The organism is Nocardia spumae, from assembly GCF_020733635.1.
Taxonomy (GTDB): domain Bacteria; phylum Actinomycetota; class Actinomycetes; order Mycobacteriales; family Mycobacteriaceae; genus Nocardia; species Nocardia spumae.
The window spans coordinates 6,794,580-6,813,101 of record NZ_JAJFZL010000001.1 but is presented as its reverse complement, the minus strand read 5'-3'; the positions used below and the strand labels follow the sequence as shown (position 1 = coordinate 6,813,101).

General features: G+C 66.5%; 13 protein-coding genes. 7 read left to right on the top strand and 6 right to left on the bottom strand.

The window, feature by feature from the left end; genetic code table 11:
* Positions 1–51 precede the first annotated feature (51 nt).
* Complete coding sequence (locus LKD76_RS30465; protein ID WP_227984847.1) at positions 52–873, bottom strand: crotonase/enoyl-CoA hydratase family protein; 822 nt, start codon at positions 871–873, stop codon at positions 52–54.
* Between the two features lie 136 nt (positions 874–1,009).
* On the opposite strand from LKD76_RS30465, the gene LKD76_RS30460 reads away from it, so the two are divergent.
* Positions 1,010–2,728 carry a succinic semialdehyde dehydrogenase gene (locus tag LKD76_RS30460; RefSeq protein ID WP_227984845.1) on the top strand — a complete coding sequence of 573 codons (1,719 nt, stop codon included), beginning with the start codon at positions 1,010–1,012 and terminating at the stop codon, positions 2,726–2,728.
* A gap of 108 nt (positions 2,729–2,836) precedes the next feature.
* Here LKD76_RS30460 and LKD76_RS30455 read toward each other — a convergent pair whose 3' ends face one another.
* The 3 genes from LKD76_RS30455 to LKD76_RS30445 form a co-directional block, all read right to left on the bottom strand.
* Positions 2,837–4,222: a lipase family protein gene (locus LKD76_RS30455; RefSeq protein WP_372466017.1), complete on the bottom strand. Its 1,386-nt coding sequence runs from the start codon at positions 4,220–4,222 to the stop codon at positions 2,837–2,839.
* Between the two features lie 133 nt (positions 4,223–4,355).
* Positions 4,356–5,462 (bottom strand): Nickel transporter NicT, encoded by a 1,107-nt coding sequence (gene nicT / locus LKD76_RS30450; protein ID WP_227984844.1) that lies wholly within the window; start codon positions 5,460–5,462, stop codon positions 4,356–4,358.
* Positions 5,463–5,654: 192 nt separating this feature from the next.
* Positions 5,655–6,659, bottom strand: a complete 1,005-nt coding sequence (locus LKD76_RS30445) for an isopenicillin N synthase family dioxygenase (RefSeq protein WP_227984842.1) — start codon at positions 6,657–6,659, stop codon at positions 5,655–5,657.
* Positions 6,660–7,018: 359 nt separating this feature from the next.
* Between LKD76_RS30445 and LKD76_RS30440 the strand changes: the two genes are divergently transcribed.
* Both LKD76_RS30440 and LKD76_RS30435 read left to right on the top strand, forming a co-directional pair.
* Positions 7,019–7,954, top strand: coding sequence for an ABC transporter substrate-binding protein (locus tag LKD76_RS30440; protein WP_227984841.1), 936 nt, complete (start codon positions 7,019–7,021; stop codon positions 7,952–7,954).
* Positions 7,955–8,026: 72 nt separating this feature from the next.
* Positions 8,027–9,295, top strand: coding sequence for a low temperature requirement protein A (locus LKD76_RS30435; protein ID WP_227984839.1), 1,269 nt, complete (start codon positions 8,027–8,029; stop codon positions 9,293–9,295).
* 24 nt (positions 9,296–9,319) lie between these two features.
* On the opposite strand, the gene LKD76_RS30430 is transcribed toward LKD76_RS30435, so the two are convergent.
* Positions 9,320–9,592 carry a hypothetical protein gene (locus LKD76_RS30430; RefSeq protein WP_227984838.1) on the bottom strand — a complete coding sequence of 91 codons (273 nt, stop codon included), beginning with the start codon at positions 9,590–9,592 and terminating at the stop codon, positions 9,320–9,322.
* A 160-nt stretch (positions 9,593–9,752) separates the two neighbouring features.
* Positions 9,753–10,475: a MerR family transcriptional regulator gene (locus LKD76_RS30425; protein WP_227984836.1), complete on the bottom strand. Its 723-nt coding sequence runs from the start codon at positions 10,473–10,475 to the stop codon at positions 9,753–9,755.
* Positions 10,476–10,516: 41 nt separating this feature from the next.
* Between LKD76_RS30425 and LKD76_RS30420 the strand changes: the two genes are divergently transcribed.
* The 4 genes from LKD76_RS30420 (at position 10,517) to LKD76_RS30405 (ending at position 17,740) form a co-directional block, all read left to right on the top strand.
* The gene (locus LKD76_RS30420; RefSeq protein WP_227984835.1) at positions 10,517–10,984 is read left to right on the top strand and encodes a DUF6194 family protein; all 468 of its coding nucleotides are present in this window, start codon (positions 10,517–10,519) and stop codon (positions 10,982–10,984) included.
* A 361-nt stretch (positions 10,985–11,345) separates the two neighbouring features.
* The gene (locus LKD76_RS30415) at positions 11,346–12,239 is read left to right on the top strand and encodes a hypothetical protein (protein WP_227984833.1); all 894 of its coding nucleotides are present in this window, start codon (positions 11,346–11,348) and stop codon (positions 12,237–12,239) included.
* Positions 12,240–12,257: 18 nt separating this feature from the next.
* Positions 12,258–16,682, top strand: coding sequence for an ATP-binding protein (locus tag LKD76_RS30410; protein WP_227984831.1), 4,425 nt, complete (start codon positions 12,258–12,260; stop codon positions 16,680–16,682).
* Positions 16,679–17,740 carry an ATP-binding protein gene (locus tag LKD76_RS30405; RefSeq protein ID WP_227984830.1) on the top strand — a complete coding sequence of 354 codons (1,062 nt, stop codon included), beginning with the start codon at positions 16,679–16,681 and terminating at the stop codon, positions 17,738–17,740. The genes LKD76_RS30410 and LKD76_RS30405 overlap by 4 nt, the downstream gene beginning before the upstream one ends.
* Positions 17,741–18,522 lie beyond the last annotated feature (782 nt).

Sequence of the window (18,522 nt, the reverse complement as noted above, 5' to 3'; positions counted from 1 at the left end):
CAGCGTCTGTGGGCCGACTCCGTCGTCAGCGTCTGTGGGCCGACTCCGTCGTCAGCGTCCCTTGAACTCGGGTTTGCGGCGCTCGGCGAAGGCGCGTGGGCCCTCTTTGGCATCGTCGCTGCGGAATACGGTGAGGCCGAGCTTGGCGTCGATCTTGAACGCCTCGTCCTCGTGCATACCCTCGGTATCGCGCATGGTCTTCAGGATCGCCTGCACCGCGAGCGGGCCGTTGGCATTGATCTTCTCCGCGATCTCCAGCGCCTTGTCCAGGGCGGTGCCGTCGGGCACCACATGCCCGATCAGCCCGTACTCCTTGGCCTCCGCGGCCGTGATGTGACGACCGGTCAGCAGGATGTCGGCGGCGACGGTGTAGGGGATCTGCCGGGGCAGGCGCACCGCCGAGCCGCCCATCGGGAACAGGCTCCACCGGGCCTCGGACACACCGAATTTCGCGCTCTCACCGGCGATCCGGATATCGGTTCCCTGCAGGATCTCGGTGCCGCCCGCGATGGCCGCGCCCTCGACCGCCGCGATCAACGGCTTGGTCAGGCGCCGGCCCTTGAGCAGGCCCGGGATATTGGTCGGATCGAAGGCGCCGCCCTCGCTCATGTTCGCGGCCGGATCCTGCTTGGTCATCGCCTTCAGATCGGCGCCCGCGCAGAACGCGCCGCCGGCGCCGGTGAGGATGCAGGAGCGGATCTCCGGATCGTTGTCGACGGTGTCCCACGCCTGCACCATCAGCTCGAGCATCTCGCCCGACAGCGCATTGCGAACGGCCGGGCGGTTCATAGTGACGATCAGGGTGGCGCCGCGTCGCTCCAGCAGCGCGTGTGGTTCCGTGTTGCTACCTGTTTCAGTTGCTGCCGTCGTCATCGCCGACCCACTTTCCTCATGGAATTACTCGCGTTTTGCGGACGAAGTTACCCCGCAACGTTGTACAGAACAATAACGTGTTCTAGTTTGGATGATGGTGACCGCCGTCACGGGCGGCAAGTTATGGAGATCGCTGATGGAGACAACGACGCACGGCGACGCTGCGGCGGCGTCGCACGACGACACCGCGGCGGCGTCGCACGACGACACCGCGGCGGCGTCGCACGACGACACCGCGGCAGCGTCGCACGACGACACAGGGCCTGCCTCGCATACCGGCGCCAGCACGCTGCCGCCGCGGATCACGAAGGCGATGATCGACCGGCTGACCGGGATGATCACCGCGGGCACGGCGGGGGCGAAACGGGACCCCTACGAGATGGTCGAGGTGTACACCGGCGCCGTCGTCGGTGAACTGCCGCAGTCGTCGCCCGAGGATGTGGCCGCGGCGGCCGACAAGGCCCGTGCGGCCCAGCGCGAATGGGCGAGCTGGCCGGTCAAGCGCCGGCTGCGGGTCTTCGAGAAGGCCCATGAGCTGATTCTGTCCGAACTGGACACCATCGCGGACCTGATTCAGATCGGTTGCGGCAAGACGCGGCGGATGGCGATCGAGGAATCGTGTGATCCGCCGATGGTGATCAGCCACTACCTCAAGCACGCCGAGCGCATCCTGAAGCCGACCAAGCGCGGTGGTGCGATGCCGATCATCTCCACCTCGACCGAACAGCATCGCCCCAAGGGGGTCGTCGCGGTCATCGCGCCGTGGAACTTCCCGTTCGCGATCTCGATCTCCGATTCGGTTCCGGCGCTGATCGCCGGGAACGGTGTGGTCATCAAGCCGGACAACAAGACCGCGTTGTGCACGCTGTACGGCGTGGAGTTGCTGCGCAAGGCGGGACTGCCGCGCGATCTCATCCAGGTCGTCTGCGGCACCGGCCCGGATGTCGGTCCCGCCCTGATCGACAACAGCGACTTCGTCATGTTCACCGGTTCCACCGCCACCGGCCGCACCATCGGCGAGCGCGCCGGGCGCAACCTGATCAGCTGCAGTCTCGAACTCGGTGGCAAGAATCCGATGCTCGTACTCGACGACGCCAACCTGGACGAGGTCATCCCGGGCGCGGTGTTCGCGGTGTTCGGCAACTCGGGTCAGGCGTGTATGCACATCGAGCGCATCTACGTCCACGACCGCGTGCACGACGAGTTCGTGCGCCGATTCGTCGCCGCCGCCGAGGAATTGGGCGCCAAGGCCGGCGCCTCCTACACCTCCGATCCCGAATTCGGCTCGCTGGTGTCGGTGGACCACATGCGCCGGGTCGCCTCCCACGTCGACGACGCGGTGGCCAAGGGCGCGACCGTACTCACCGGCGGCAAGCCGCGCCCGGATGTCGGCCCGGCCTTCTACGAGCCCACCGTGCTGACCGGTGTGACCCCCGAAATGGAACACGCGACCCTGGAGACCTTCGGCCCGGTCGTCACCATCTACCGCTACACCGACGAGAACGAGGCCATCCGCCAGGCCAACGCCACCACCTACGGGCTCAATGCCAGCGTCTGGAGTGCGGATCTGGCGCGGGCCGAGCGGATCGCCGACCGGCTCGAGGCGGGCAATGTGAACGTCAACGACGGCTTCGTCGCCACCTACTCGGCGAAGATGACTCCGTCCGGCGGGGTGAAACAGTCCGGTGTCGGCACCCGCCACGGTGACGCGGGCCTGCTCAAGTACACCGACACCGTCAATATCGGGGTGCAGAAGAAGCAGGTGCTCTCCGCGCGGGCGGGGATGCCGTTCGAGAAGCAACTCAAGAGCACCCTGATCACACTGCGTCTGAGCCGGCGGTTGCGGATTCGCTGAGGGGCGATCGCGAAGGGCCCGTTCGCTCCTGCGCCGAACGGGCCCTTCTCCCTGCCCGGCACCCCGCTGTGCCGGAACGCTCTGCTGCCGGATGTGCTCGCTCCCGGTCTATTTCGCGCCGATCGGCTTACCGAACAACGATGCGAAGGTCTCGCCGAAGGTCGAGGCGAGCATCTGGAAACCGTTGGGGTCCAGCAGTAACCAGCCCGCATCGGCGGTGTGGCACCCCGGTTGGGCGGGCACGCCGTTCAGGCGATCGCGCAACCACAGCATTGCCGGACCGCCGCCGGAGATTTCCGTGGCCACATGTTCGGCGAAGTGCTCGCGGGTGTATTGCACGGTGGCGGAGGGGCTGTGGCAGTAGGTGTCGACCAGGGTGTTGACCTGGCCGACCGGGACGATCTCATCCGGATTGGCCTGCCAGATGTACATCGGCATATCCGGAACCGAGGTGCCCATTCGAGTCTTGTCGAGCACGTCGGAGATCGCCGGCTGCTGCATCGGGTCGCCCGGAACCCGCAGCATGCCTTTGATATTCAGGAACGGCAGCAGCGAACTGACGTACTGCACGCACAGGCCGCTCTGAACGGTGGTCAACCCCTTGCCCAGCGGATCCATGTGGTCGTCGATGAAACGGCCGAACTCCGGATATTCGTGGGTCAGGCCCATGACGGCGGCCAGGATCAGCCCGGAGGTCGCCTGTCCGTTGGCGACGTTCAACGTCATTCCGAGATCTGCCGGGACACCGCCCTCAGCGGCGCCGACGATATTCAGCTCCGGTGCGTAGCTGCTCTTCAACTCGGCCGCGTGGCCGGTGGCGATCGCGCCGCCGGAGTAGCCGTAGAGGCCGATGCGGGTATCGGGGCTCAGTCGCATCGGCTCGAAATCGCGGGCGGCGCGAACACCGTCCAGGGTGATCCGTCCCGCCAGCGGACCCGCGGCGTAGGCGTTGTTCGGTCCCTCGTGATCCGGAATCACCACCCCCCAGCCCTGTTGCAGCGCGCCTTGAGCGATGACGAATTCGGCGGGGGCGACGATTTGACCGAGAAACGGGCTCGCCGAGAAGTGCTGGAGCGCGTACGACGGCGCGCAGTAGCCGGCCAGGGAGTCCTCGGCGATCTGCATCGATACCAACTTGTCCGGTGCTGAACCGCGTGGTTTCAGAACCGTCGCCACGGCGGGGATGGGCTGATCGCGGCTGTCGTTCGACCGGAACGAGATCTGCCAGGCATCGACATTGACCGGAATCAACCCGAGATTGGCCACCTGCACCTGACGCGCGGCGATGATCTCACCGGGCGCCTTCGCGGCCACGATGTCGGCCGCCGGGTGGTAGAAGCCCGGATCCAGCTCGGGTGGCAGCGGAATCGGGGCCGCGGGTGCGACCGGCGCCGGATCGGCGCCGGCGGGTGGTGGGGCGGCCGCCGTGCCCGCCAGGACGGTCAGCGCCGTCATCGCCGCGAACAGGCCCGCCGGCCTGCGGATTCGGCGCATCCAGTGGTCGATCACGCTCGCCCTCCTTCAATAATGCGAGACTGCTCCGTCTCACATATTCAGCGAACTATGGCACAGCGGTGAGGTGTGCCGCAAGAAATTCTCGGTGGAGCCGCCCGATCGAACAGGGCGGTCAGGGCGTTTCCTCGGAAGTCGCCGGTGACCAGCGCTGGTCGACCTTCGCCAGTCGCCAGTACGCGATCGCGACGATCCAGGCCAGGACGAACAGTCCGACGATCGCGAAACCCGCGTTGTTGAGATCGATCCCCGCGACCCACTCCACCGCCGGCCCGCCGAATCCGGTGTCGTCGTGCAGCACCTTGATCAGCTCGATCGAGCCGATGAACAGCGCCACCGCGATCGACAGTCCCGTGATGGCGAGGTTGTAGAAGATCTTGCGCACCGGATCGGAGAAGGCCCAGTCGTAGGCGACATTCATGAACAGCCCGTCGAGGGTGTCCATCAGGCTCATCCCGGCCGCGAACAACAGTGGCAGCACCACGATCGCGTACCACGGCAGACCCGCCGCGGCGCCGGACCCCGCGAGGGCCAGCAGCGCGACCTCGGTCGCGGTATCGAAGCCGAGGCCGAACAGCACACCGACCGGATAGACGTGGAAGGGCCGGCCGACCATCCGCATCACCGGAGCCAGCAGCCGGGCCAGGAAACCACGCGCTTCCAGGGCATCCTCGAGTGCGGCGTGGTCGTAGCCGCCACCCCGGCGCAGCTCGCGGAACACCCGCCAGATCCCGATCAGGGCGACCACGTTGAGCAGTCCGATCAGATACAGAAACGATCCCGACGCGATGATCGAGACGGTGCCCAGCGTCCTGCGGGTCGGCGAATCCTCGTCGAGCAGGGTGCCGACCACCCGGGCGCCCGCGACCACGAGTGCGGCCAGGGCGAACACGATGGTGGAATGTCCCATCGCGAACCAGAACCCGACCGATTTGGGACGCTGGCCGTCGCTCATCAATTTGCGCGTGGTGTTGTCGATGGCGGCGATGTGGTCGGCGTCGAAGGCGTGCCGCAGGCCGAAGGTGTAGGCCGTGATCCCCAGGCCGATACCGAACACCTCGGTGCCGACCCGGTAACCGTGTGGCGCGATCGCGCCGAACAGCAGCCCGAAGCCGATCACATGCATCAGGGCGACCACGCCGAGCAGGGCCAGCGCCTCCAGCCAGTCCCGCCGATGCCAGTCACGGAGGACGTCGCGAACCATCCGGCGACGAGTGGACATGGGCCACAACCCTTCTGGAGAACCCGCGTCCCCGTCCGTACGCAGCGACGGCAAGGGGTCTGGCTGACAGCAAGGGCTGAATACAGTGGCGCGACCGCGCCGGAATCACACCGGCTTCCCGTTCCCATCGCGAGAACTTGTCAGCGGACTATATCAACGCCCGCGCACCGGTCCGGCCGCACACCGAACCGTTCAGTACGATCGCGCCGGTCCGTTCGCCACGATGCCGTGATGGCGTTCGGCGACGTCGGGATGTGCGCGGATACGGGACTTCCAGGCGTTTTCGCCATACGTATCGAAGATCGGATTCGCCGGATCCGCGGTGACGCCGCGGGCGGCCGCCGCCAGTTCCGGTGGGAGGGGCAGCGGCGGGATCCGGGCATCCAGGGCCGGATTGAGAAAGTACGGAATCGAGATCCGGTCGGTCCCGGGCTCCGGTGCGAGGACTCGATGCCGGGTGGCGCGCAGATAGCCGCCGGTCGCCACCTCCAGCAGCTCACCGATATTGACGATGAACGCCCCCGGCAGTGGTGGCGCGTCCACCCACTGCCCGCACGACAGTTCCACCTGCAGCCCGCGGGAATCCGGTTCGACCAGCAGTAGGGTCAGCACCCCGGAGTCCTTGTGCGCGCCGACTCCCTGGGGATTGCCGGCATTGCCGGGGTAGCGCACCACCTTGATCAGCGTGACGGGCCGGTCGGTGAAGGACGGGTCGAAGAAGCTCTCGGAGGCGCCCAGCGCCGCCGCCCAATGCCGCAGCAGGGCGCGCCCGACCGCCGCCAGCGACTCGTCCCAGGACCGCAGCGCGGGCCGCAGCTCGGGCAGCGCGGAGGGCCAGAGATTGGGTCCCTGGAGCCGCCAGTAGCCCTGCGCGTCCGGGATCGCCTCGGCCTCGGGGCCGATATCGATCTGCTCGCGCCAATCGACCCGGCCGTTGGTGAGTTCACCGCCCAGCCGCGAATAGCCACGGAACTGCGGGCTACGCAGCTGGCTGATCTCCTGTTTGGCCGCGTCCGGCAGGGCGAAGAATCGCCGGGCCAGGGCCAGCAGTTCGGTGCCGCGTTCGGCGGGGATGCGGTGCCCGGTCAGGTAGAAGAAGCCGAATTCATGTGTGGCGGCGCGTAGTTCGGCACGGAAACGCCCGGGATCGGCTTCCGCGGTTGTCAGGTCGAGTACCGGGAGTACGCGCTCGGCCATCGCACATCCTTCGTTTCTCGTTCACAACGGTCATCGTCAGCTCTACCGTATTCTCCGAGTCGCCGGAAGGTTTCGACTCGTGCGGAATTCAATGGTGCCGAATCGGAGGGAATCGAATGTATTCGATAGGTATTCCGGCGACCGAATCGTCGTGATTCAAAGGGAAGGAATTGCCTTTCGCGACACCTATGCTCGGCCCAGCCGATGAGCATCACCGTGCCGTCGTGCGCAGTGTCGAGAGGAATTACCTGATGCCCGGACGTATCCGCACCGCATTATCGATATTCGCAGCCGGCACGGCTGCGGCTGTGCTCCTCACCGCCTGCGGCAGCGGAGGGTCCGCCCATACCGAGAACGGGGTGACATCCCTGCGGTATCTGGGCTGGACCGATCAGGTCACCGTTCCGGAACTCGCGGAAAGTCTCGGATTCTTCGACGGCAAGATCAAGCTGGAGTGGTCCGGCAATACCATCAGCGGTCCGCAGGAGATCCAGACCGCCGCGACCGGCCAGATCGACTTCGGCGGCGCCTTCGCCGGCGCGGTCGCGAAGCTGGCCGGGGCCGGGGCGCCCATCACGGCGGTCGTCAACTACTACGGATCGGACGAGAAGTCGTTCCAGGGTTACTACACGCTCGAGAACAGCCCGATCCGCTCGGCCGCCGACCTGGTCGGCAAGAAGGTCGGCGTGAATACCCTCGGTGGTCAAAACGAGGCAGATATTCACGACGCGTTGAAGAAAGCCGGACTGAGCGTCGATCAGATCAAATCCGTGCAATTGGTAGCGCTGCCGCCGCCGAATATCGAGCAGGCACTGCGTCAGGGCCAGATCGATGCCGCGGCGCTGAACGGGCAGTTCCAGCAGCGCGCGGTGGCGAACGGCGGGGTCCGACCGATATTCACCGAACTCGACGAATACGGCGGTCCGATCAACGGCGGCCCCTATGTATTCCGCAATGATTTCATCGCGAAGAATCCCGATGTGGTGCGCACCTTCACCACCGGGGTGGCCAAGGCCCTCGAATGGGAGCGCACGACCCCGCGTGATGCCGTGATCGCGAAATTCACCGAGATCATCAATGCCCGGCATCGGCCCGGTGAAGACACCTCGACGTTGAAGTACTGGCTGTCGGTGGGGGTTCCGTCCCGGTCCGGCAAGCTGTCGGATGCGGATTTCACCCGCTGGCAGAGCTGGCTCGAGGACACCGGTGGCATCGATCACCCCCTGGATCCGAGCAAGTTCTACACGAACAAGTACAACTCGTTGCTGCAGTCGTCGGACGCCGCGGGGAAATAGGGCCCGCGCACGCCGCGGCTTCGGCGGGTCGGCACCGGCGACCCGGCCCGCCGGTGCGGCATCATGCTGCACATGACCAAGCCCGTACCCACCGGCGGCGCGCGCGGGCTGGCGCACCGCCTGGTTCCGATGAGCGGCCGCGATCCCGATGAGCCCGGGCGCGTGTCCTCACCCCTGGAGTTGCTGTTCGATCTGACCTTCGTCGTCGCGGTCGGCACCTCCGCGACGTATTTCGCGGAGATGGTGGCGGCCGGCCACGCGGGCAAGGCCACCATCGCCTTCGTGCTGGCGATGTTCGCGATCGTCAACGCGTGGATCAACTTCAGCTGGTTCGCCTCCGCCTTCGATACCGACGACTGGCTGTACCGCGGGCTGACCATGGTGGTGATGATCGGCGTCGTGGTCTTCGCGCTCGGCCTGCCCGCGATGTTCCACTCGGTCGATGTCGGCGATCACCTGGACGTGCGGGTGATGGTCATCGGCTACATCGTGATGCGCGTCGCGATGGTGTCGCAGTGGTGGCGCGCCGGGCGGGAATCGCCCTCGTTCCGGCATGTCGGTTACGCGAGTATCCGGTGGACGATCATCGCCCAGATCGGCTGGGTCGTCATCGGATTCGTGCATATGCCACTGCTGGTGGCCGGTGTGGGGTGCGTGCTGCTCGGGGTGCTCGAACTGCTCGTGCCGGTGCTGACGCAGGGCCGCGCGAGCGGCACCCCGTGGCATCCGCATCACGTCGCCGAGCGCTACAGCCTGTTCGCCATCATCGCGCTCGGGGAGGGTGTGGTCGGCACGGTCGCCTCGTCGGGCGGGCTGCTCGGCGGCGCCGACGGTGGGAATTGGAGCGCCGACGCCATCGCCGTCGTCGTCGCCGGAGTCGGCCTGACCTTCGGTATGTGGTGGGTGTACTTCACCACCCCGTTCGGCGAGATCCTGGTGCACCGCCGCGATCGCGGTTATCTGTTCGGTTACGGCCACATCCCGCTCTACATGGGGATCGCCGGGGCCGGTGCCGGTCTGCACGTCGCGGGCCTGCAACTCGAACATCACTCACGGATCGGCCCGGTCGCCGTCGTCGCGGCGCTGGCCCTGCCGGTCGGCGTCTACCTGCTGATGGTCTATCTGCTGCACACGCTGCTGCTGTCGTCCGCCGACCCGTTCCACCTCCTGCTGATCACCCTCACCGGCATCGTCCTCGCCCTCGCGGTGATCCTGGCCGCGGTCGGCGTACCGATCGCCGTCTGCCTCCTGGTCGTGATGGTCTCCCCCTTCATCACCGTCGTCGGCTACGAAACCGTCGGCCATCGACACCAGCGGGACATGCTCGCCGGGCTGCAATGATCGTGCCGGGCGCCCGTGTCCTGCCTATCGTGTGGGCGGGCGCTGCGACCAATGCGGGCGCTGGCTCGGTTGCTGCTGCGCCGAATACTGCTGCGGTGGAGTCCAGAGCGGCACATCGTGGGTCTGCGGCGGGCTCCACAGCGGCACGTCGTAGGTCTGCGGCGCAACCGGTGCGGGACCGGCCGATTCACCCTGCCCCCGCCCGGACCCCTTGATCAGACTGACGACCAACAGAATCGCTCCCGCGATGAGAATGATGATCCCCAGGATCACCACCAAGCCGATGAGTGCCGCCACGAACAAAGTTGTAGCACAGAGACTTCCGGTGGTCCCGGGAATGGGGACGACCACGCCGCCGATGCCGATATCCAGAAGCGCCGGAACCGGATCGAGCCCCGGCGCCCGTGCTTCCGTTCCACCGCAACGGAATCGGACCAGCGGGCCGTCGTGAACGGTCTCACCTGTCGCCGTTCGGCTCGATGATCTCCGACAGCGTCGCTCCGGCGCGCAGGAGCGCCAGTTCACGTCGGGAGATCGCGTCCAGGCGGTCGGCGAGGGCGTCGAGTGAATGGCTCACGTCGTGCAGGTCCCGGATCGCGGTGAGTGCGGTGCGGACGTCGGTGATGCCGTAGCCCGCGGCGCGCAGGGCGGTCGTGATGCGGGCATCCCGGATCGCGGGCAGGGCGTAGCGGCGGGCCGATCCCGCCGGGGTGGCGACGCGATCGGGTGCGATCAGGCCGGCCTGTTCCCAGAACCGCAGTGTCGACGCCCGCAGCCCGAGTGCCCGGGCCAGTTCGGTGATGGTCATGGTGTCGGCTTCGACCGGGTCGGCATCGGTCGCCGCTTCCTGGTGGATGGCCTCGAGTGCCTCCCGGGCGGCTATGGCCTGGGCTCGCTCCCGGTTGAGTCCGGTGTGCAGGGAGCAGACGAGGGCGGCGGCCCGATCGGTCGGCAGGGTGCGGATCGATGCCATCGCGCGCCGGGCCTCGACCGGTCCCACCGCGTGGGCGAGATCGCGGTACGCCCGCAGTTCCCGGATGTGAACCGCGGAGAACCGCCGGTAGCCGTTGTCCGCCCGTACCGCGGTCGCGATGACCCCCAGTCGCTCCAGATCGCGGATCTGCTGGGCCGAGTATCCGGTCGCGACCGCGACCGCGGTGACGGTGAGCCGGTCGCTCATGTGCGAACCCTCCATAAGCACTTCAAGTTCATGCTCGAACCATGAGTATGGACCAGATACTGGAGACGATCCGGACGTTCGACGGCGTATTCGAGCTCGCCCCGGTAGCGGGCGGCCCGTTCCCGGAGATCGCCTGGGGTGACCACTTCTTCTACTACGCCCCCGACGGTCACGTGCCGCGCAACGAGCAGCCCTACGCCACCATCGTCACGAAGAACTATCCCGACGACAGCGCCTGCGATCTCGACCGCCCGGGCCGCAGCCGTCTGAACATCCACATCGGCGCCCGGGCCTTCACCGAACTCGTCGGCGCCGATCCGCGAGCGGATCCGGGGCCGGTCGACTTCACGGCGGCCGACACCGTGCTCCCGCATCCGCTCTATCGCCGGCAGGGCTGGATCGCGATCGTCGACCCGGATATCCGAACGCGCGAGGTAGCGATCGGTCTCCTCCGCGACGCCCACCACGCGGCCCGGCAGCGCGCGCAACGGCGGCGGTCCGCGCGGTAGGTCAGGACACAGCGAGCGGCTCTGACGGGATCGGTCAGGCCTCTGTCGTGTGTCCACACGAGTTCATGCCTGGGGGCGAGATGGCGCGGGACGGCGAGCTGACGGTGCGGTTGCTCGGCATCAGGGTAAGTCCCTGTGGGGCAAGATGTCTGGAGCCGCACGTGACGCTGAGCCCGTTGGGGCGCCGTGACCCGGGACTTTCGTGAGGTAGCGACGTGTGCTGCCACGTTGCGCCGCCGCCCCCACGATCCTTTGCTCTCTTTTGAATTGTGCGAGTTGATATTTGGCCGACCTGGATTGCGTAACGTGGAATGCCCACAACCCGATCTGTCAGTGCGGCCGACGATCGCGAGGAGCGCCCATGTTGTCCAGTTTGCTGCCGGGGGTGAGGCAGTTCCGCACGCCGCTCGCAGCGGGCGCTGTGCTGGTCGTCTCGATCGCGCTGTGTATCGGTGTCGGCAGACTAACCGGTCCCGGCGCGAGCGGGTTGACGCGGGACGCGCACCAGCTTGCGGCGGCCGCGGGCAGGCCGGTGGCGATGGCAGCTCTGGGATTCGTCGCGTTCCTGACCGGAGTGGTGTGGCAGTCGGTTTGGCAGTTCTCAGTGCGCGCCGTTCGCCGCAGGGTGGGGCCGCGGAGCTCGCGGGAAGCGTACGCGACGACGTCTCGTGCAGTGTTTGCGGGATTGTCGAAGCGGGTGCTGGCCCAATTGACGGATGTCGTCGCTACCAGGCTGCGGCGTGAGCTGTCGACATCGGGAACCCACGCCGACGAGTTTCGGGGCGCGCTGAATCGGCTGACCGAGGGCAATGGTGACGCGAACGCGAGAGAGCGTCTGGTGCGCTCGGGTGCCGAGGCGCTCACCCCGCTAGCCGTGCAGGAGCTGCTCGAGTTGGTGCCCGCACGGCTGATCACCGCCGAGAAGGACCTGTGGACGAGCTGGGACCAAGCCAGGGCGGAAGCCGAGTTCAGGTCTACCTTGGCGGTGCCGCTCGGTGCACTGGCCTGTGCGCTTGCGATCATGTACCACCCGTTGTGGTGGTTGGGGGTGCTGATCGTGCCGGTGTTGGTGCAGATCGCCAGCGAGAGCGGCCGGCGGGGCACGGAAGTGCTGCTCGAAGCGGTGCGTGCGCAGAAGGCCCCACTGTTCGACGTGGGGACGATGCCCTCAGTGCGTTGGGCGGTGCGGAGCGCGGCCGGTACGGCCGCGCAAGAGATTTCGGCGTCCGTCGGGCAATTGGACCACGCGGGGTAGGCAGCGGGGAGCAGCAACATGGACCAGCAGTTCGTCAGCTCGGTCGCCTCGATCGGCGATCGTGTCGAGATCAGGTTGACCTTCGGCGACCTGATCACGGGCGTGTTGACCGATCTGACCTCTGACCGGCTGACCGTGGTCCAGGAGAACGGTGCGGGTGTCACGTTGATGCTCTCCTTGATCGCGCTGGTGCGTCGGAGTGGCCCGGAACCGCAAGCACCGTCACCCGTGCCTTTGGGCTCGGCGCATATGCCGGCTCCAACGGCGAGCATTCCACCGGTGCCGGTACCGGAACCGAAGCCCGCATCGGTACCGGAACCGGAACCGGAACCAGGGCCGGCGCCGGAATCGGAACCAGGGCCGGAACCGGAATCGGAACCCGCGCCCGAACCGGATCAGGGGTCAGCGCCCGAACCCACTGCGGTGTCGCCTGTGCTGGAACCCGAGCCGTCGCGCGAGTTCGAGCCGATCGTGGTCGAGGCCTACGACGAGGGCGACGAGGATCCACTCGAGCTGTTGGCACAGGTGTCCGTGCTGCCGATACGCGCCCGGCTGATCGGCGCCGAGCAGCACCGGGGCGAACTGGAGTCGATCTGCAACTCGCTGGTGAACGCCGAGCGCATCCATGAGCTGTCGCCCCGGTTCGGTAGGGTGCCGCGGCTGTATCGGCGCGCCAAGGACCTCCAGCGGCGCGACCCGCATAGCACGGACATGTACTACCTCTGCGGTGTGCTCGGCATCCTGAGCCAGGACTACGAAGGGGCGCGGCCCTACCTTTCCACGGGCGCCGACCTCGACAGCGACCCGGAGTGCCTTCGCTTGCTGGCGATCGCATCCGCGCACGCGAACGATCAGGACACGGCCGCGTACGCACTGATCCGATATTTCCGTCAAGTCGATCCCGACACCGAGGACCCGTTGTGGACCCTCCTGGTCCGCATCCTCGACTATTACCGCCTCGGCCGGAACATACTGCATGAACTGCGTGCACTCCCGCGGAGGAACAAGGCCGCGCAGGATCTGGTGGAGACCGCGCTTGCGGGCACCGTGCCGCCGTCGTTCCCGGTGTCGCGGCCCAAGGGGGCCAAGCGCATGGGCATCCGCCGCGTGCCGGCTCAGGAGAGCCAGAAGGCGAAACGCCAGGAAGATGGCCCGTCGCACCGTGTAGCCGCCTCGGATGCTCAGGAACCGAGGGCTGCGAGCGGTCCGCGGCGCGGTGAGACCGCCTACCAATGGGCGAAGCGCTTGGAAAACCGGGACAAGAACCTCGCCGCGGCCAAGCTCGCCTACCGGGAAGCGATCGCGCAGAGGGTGCGGACCGAGAGCGCGGTGAAGGATCTCGCCTGGCTGACTCGGCGCACTGACGGCCCGGTCGCAGCGCTCGAGGTGATCACCCGGGAGTTCCCGCATCTGGTCAAAAAGGGCGACGCGCTCGACAACATCCTGATCGACTTCCACGTCGGCGCAGGCAATCACGACGAGGCCCTGGTGATCCTGCTGAGGCAGTTGAACCGGGTCGACATCGCTGACGCGAAACGCAACCACCTGCGCCAGCAGGTCGCCTACGTGAAGTTCACCGCAGGCAAGGACTCCATCGCGGACTGGGAGACGGTGGTCCGAAGCAACCCGACCGCGGCCGCCCGTCGCGGCCTCGCTCTCGCCCTCATCCAAAGCGGCAAGGCGGAGGACTTGGAGCGTGCCGAGGATGTCATCGCTCCGGACGACGATGACAAGGCCCGCGATATCCGCAGTCGGATCAATCAGATCCGGGCGGGTGAGTCGAGCGGTGTCGATCCCCGGTGGGCCAGCAAGATCCTGGGCAAGCTCGACCAGTTCGCGATGACCTCCCTGGTCGACTTCGTCATGGAGCACTACTCCACCAACGCTACGAAGATTCGTGACCAGCGTAAGCGCGAAGGCAAGAAGCTGGACCGCGACGACGCGCACCGGTTAGCGGAGGGAGCGCAGCGGCAACGTGGGCGAGCCCGGGAGGGCAGCGCGGATGGCTACATCTCGGCTGCTGTGCTCGCGTGGGAGACTGGGCGCGACGACTTCCTCGAGCTGCTGTGCTCGGGGTTGACCGGTGTGGCGGACATCGTGTTGGAGCAGCAGGTGCCCGAGGCTGCGCGTGGCCTCTACATCGAGGCGATGCGCGTGTCGGAACGGCTCGACGAGCAGACCGAGCACCCCGACGCCCGGCTCGCGCTGTCCCGGTTCCTCAGTTCGCTGGACGGACGACGTGCGCTGATGCCACGGTCGGGCCGTGCGGAACCGCAGCTCGAGAAGATCATCAGCCAGCAGTTCGATGATCACAATGCGCAGGTCTTCGACCTGGTCACCCAACTAGTGTCCCAGGTCGACATGGCCAGCGACCAGGTGCTCGACGCGATTTGGGGAACGCCGGAGTTGCGCAATGCCGCCCTGGTCTATCTCTCGCAACGCGTGGGCGCTGAGCCCGACGCCACGAAGGAGGTGATGACCCGGGCGTGGAGGCGGCTGGGCGAACGGGAGGCGCAGAAGTACCCGGAGGCCATCGCGCAGTTGCAGTTTCTCCAGGACATTCGGCTCAACGAGGACGTGCTGGACAACACCGCCGAGCGCCTGGAGAAGCTCTCGGCCGGTGTGCTCGATCCAGCGCTGCTGCGCAGGCTGGCGGACGGTCTGCGACCGCTGCGGGACTACCTCTACGAGACCTCCTTCGAGGACCGGGAAGCGAGCCTGCGCCGCACCGCCGAGCACATGCGTCTGATCAAGCAGGAGATCGTGAAGGCGCCGACCACGTTGGCGGTCGAGGTGGTGTGGCCGGTCTGCACCAAGATCGAGCGCACGGTCGAACAGTCGAAGCGGCAGCTGAACGCTCGCCACCCAGCAGCCCCGACGATCGGACAGGAGCTGGCCACCAGCACCGTGGATAAGTCCGGTGTGATCACCGTGCAGATCAACGTGGGCAATAAGGAGAAGGCTGCTCCGCTGGAGTCCCCGACCCTGATCGTCACGGACGATCCGCGCTTCTTCCAGGCCGAGGAGTCCATGCTGCCCCTACCAAGCGCGGTCCGCGGCGGCCAACACCACGTCCAGGTGGTGCGGTTGAAGGCGACTCCTGACGCGTTGGCGGCGGGGGCGTTCTCACTCGAAGTCTCCCTCCAGTACAACGTGCGGTACACGGACGAGACCCAGACGACCTCCGTTAAGCTGCCGATCCGGGTGCTGTCGGGCGACGATTTCCGCCCCATCAAGCCCAATCCGTTCCGCGAGGGCGCGATGGGGAAAACCGTGGAGAACTCGGAGATGTTCATCGGCCGAGACGAGGTGTTGCGACGCATCCTGGAACGGTTCGACGGCGAGCAGTCGCCAGGAAGCGGCGTGGCCATCTTCGGGCAGAAGCGCGCAGGGAAGTCGTCGATCCGAATCCACCTGCGCTCCATGTTGGAGGCCCGGCCCGACTTCATCGTGGTCGACATGGAGAACGTCGGCCTATTCAGCCCGGCCAAGGGCGACGAGGACAGCAGGCGGCTGATCGCCGAGATCCTCTGGTCGATCATCACGGCGGCCGAGCGGGCGGTGCGGTCCCAGTTCGGCGACCGCATGCCGGAGCAGACCCTGTCGGCGGGGTGGACAAAGGCGGAGTTCGTCGCCGAGTACCAGCCGGTGTTGCTATTCATCGACCTCGTCCGCGACTACATGAGCCGGTGGCCCGCCGAGTCCCGGCCGACGTTGATCGTGCTCATCGATGAGTTCCAGTACTTCGACGAGTGGATACGGACGGGCCAGCTGTCGCCGTCGTTCATGCAGTCGTTGAAGGCGATCATCGAGCGCAGGATGTTCCACCTGGTGATTGTCGGCCAGGACGCCATCGAGCGCCTGATCGCGGAGAACGCCAACGTCTTCGGCGTCTTCGCCTCCGAGCGGGTGACCTACCTCGACGCGAGCAGCGCGGCCCTGCTCATCGACCGGCCCATCCGGGACAACGGCCAGAGCCGGTATCGAGGTGTGGCCATCGACCGGATCATCAAGCTGACCGGCGGCAGCGCGTTCTACATCCAGAAGTTCTGTTACAGCCTGGTCGAGTACATGAACGAGCAGCAGGCGCCGCTCGTCACTGAGGCCGATGTCGAACTCGTGCGCAGGCGGTTCCTGCGCTCGCTTCGGGTCAGCGACTTCGACAACCTGGAGACTGCCGGCTACACCGATCCGGACCAGCCTGATTCGACGACCTACCGCAAGGTCCTCGAGGCGGTCGCGCTGGCCGCCAAGGACGACCGCGCCACCTACGACCGCATCGTCGAATTCTATCGGGGCAGTGCCGAGTTGCGGCCCCTGCTGGACGACCTGGTTCTGCGCGACGTGCTCAGGGAGGAGTCCGGGGCGTATTGGATCGTGGTCCGGCTGTACCAGGATTGGGTGTTGTCGCGGATCGACCTGGATAGGGGGAGCAGGACTTGACCGAGAACCCGTATCGCAACGTGGGACAGCGCGTGCTCGGCGACGCGTTTGTCGGGCGCACGGAGCTGTTGTGGCGGGTTCGCGCCACATGGGAAGGCGACATTCTCGGCAACCTCAGCGTGCAGGGCAGCCACCGAATGGGCAAGTCCAGCTTGGTGGGACGTGCGGTCGAACTCGACAGGGGCAACAGGCCTGACCTGGTGTTCATCTCGGCCAGCGTGGGTGACTATGAGTCCGGTCCCGACCTGTTTCGCGCGCTCGTGCGCAAGGCGCACGCCGAGGTCGTCCAGTCGCCCGGCCGGGCCCAACGATTCCTGCCGCTGCTTGACCAGTCGCTCGGGTCGGTCAACACGACCGAGGACGTCGCCACGCTGCGCGACCAGGTCTCGGAGTACTTCGGCCACCTCGGCTGCGCCGGGTTGTCGACCATGGTCGTGCTCGACGAGTTCGACCGGGCCAGCGGGGTGCTGACCAGGCTCTCGGAGTTCCAGTTCCTGCGGTCGCTGGCGAGCGAGCGCCCGGCCGTCGGTCTCGTGACGATCTCCCGCAAACCCATCCACGTCATCGAGATCGACGCGGTGAGCGGGTCCACCCTCGACGCAGTGCTGTCGTTGCGCTGCGACGTGGGGTGCTTCACCGACGACGAGATCGACCAGATGCTCGACAAGGCGAAACCCCATGGCGTCGACCTGGGCGCGCACCGGGCGGACGTCGTCAAGTTCACGGGTGGGCACCCGTACCTGCTCGCCCTGCTGTGCCACGAGGTCGTGCAGCGATACCGGCAGCGGGGCGGGATCGACGTCAACGCCGCGTACCGTGGCCTGACGCACCAATTCGAGACTCAGTTCGCTGGCCTGGTCCGCGGTCTCGACACGTCGACAGGCGGCCGCGCCGGCTTCCTGCTGCACAAGGTGGTCGATAAGGCCACGGACTCAGTGCCCGCGCCAGACCTCGACCTGATGGAGCGACTCGGCCTGATCAGCAGCGACGGCGCCTCGTTCCGGCTCTTCTCCATGGAGTTCGAGCGCTACGTCCGCCGCGCGATCCCGTCTCCCTAGTATGAGCAATCAAGGTTCGCTACAGCGGAATCGGCGCATCAGGCAGATGACTTCGTGGACTGAGATCCGGTCTGGCTGTGCGCCCTGAACCAGCGCGGTCCGCAATTGATGCTGTTGCGGACGGGCACTCACGATCGGTCAGCCCAACAGTTCGAAATGAGCAAGGCCCCTGACCAGCCGTACCGGTCAGGGGCCTCTACGTGTCTCCACACACGAGCCGGGGTGACAGGATTTGAACCTGCGACTTCTTCGTCCCGAACGACAGGTCAGGCTGTTTTGTCCGACTCCGGCGAGTACCGAAATTGTTGGATCTGCTGCCTGATCAGGCACCAGTTTCGATGGTGGCGTTGGTGTGGATTGAGCCGATCCAATTCTGTTGCGGACGAACTGCGGACCGCGCGATCTTCGCCATGAACGGTTGAGATGGGCGCACCTTGGTCTGCTGGACGATGCCCGCCGGGACTTGACGCTCTCCTAAAGAGTTGCCCGCCAGATCTGCATCGGCCGGATCCGGCGGTGTGCGGCAGCTGTCCAGCGATCAGGGCGTATACGGCCATGACTGGGGTGTCAGCCGTCACTCTAGATTTCAGTCTGTCACTGTAGATTTCAGTGTCGAGGCGCTCCGGTGCCGTAAGTAGACTGTGGGTTCTCCAGCGGCCGGGACTTGGGTCTCCGCGACGGTCACGAACCCATGAGGGTGGCCCTCCAGTGAATGGTGCTCGGCCGCAGCGCTACTTGGACGTCAGATGAGATCTAGGCCATGTGTCGAAGGTGGGTCTGGG

What these genes read in the sequence shown, in the direction of transcription:
- LKD76_RS30465 (WP_227984847.1), bottom strand. Translation starts at nt 873, where the DNA reads ATGACGACGGCAGCAACTGAAACAGGTAGCAACACGGAACCACACGCG.
- LKD76_RS30460 (WP_227984845.1), top strand. Translation starts at nt 1,010, where the DNA reads ATGGAGACAACGACGCACGGCGACGCTGCGGCGGCGTCGCACGACGAC.
- LKD76_RS30455 (WP_372466017.1), bottom strand. Translation starts at nt 4,222, where the DNA reads ATGCGCCGAATCCGCAGGCCGGCGGGCCTGTTCGCGGCGATGACGGCG.
- nicT (WP_227984844.1), bottom strand. Translation starts at nt 5,462, where the DNA reads ATGTCCACTCGTCGCCGGATGGTTCGCGACGTCCTCCGTGACTGGCAT.
- LKD76_RS30445 (WP_227984842.1), bottom strand. Translation starts at nt 6,659, where the DNA reads ATGGCCGAGCGCGTACTCCCGGTACTCGACCTGACAACCGCGGAAGCC.
- LKD76_RS30435 (WP_227984839.1), top strand. Translation starts at nt 8,027, where the DNA reads ATGACCAAGCCCGTACCCACCGGCGGCGCGCGCGGGCTGGCGCACCGC.
- LKD76_RS30425 (WP_227984836.1), bottom strand. Translation starts at nt 10,475, where the DNA reads ATGAGCGACCGGCTCACCGTCACCGCGGTCGCGGTCGCGACCGGATAC.
- LKD76_RS30420 (WP_227984835.1), top strand. Translation starts at nt 10,517, where the DNA reads ATGAGTATGGACCAGATACTGGAGACGATCCGGACGTTCGACGGCGTA.
- LKD76_RS30415 (WP_227984833.1), top strand. Translation starts at nt 11,346, where the DNA reads ATGTTGTCCAGTTTGCTGCCGGGGGTGAGGCAGTTCCGCACGCCGCTC.
- LKD76_RS30410 (WP_227984831.1), top strand. Translation starts at nt 12,258, where the DNA reads ATGGACCAGCAGTTCGTCAGCTCGGTCGCCTCGATCGGCGATCGTGTC.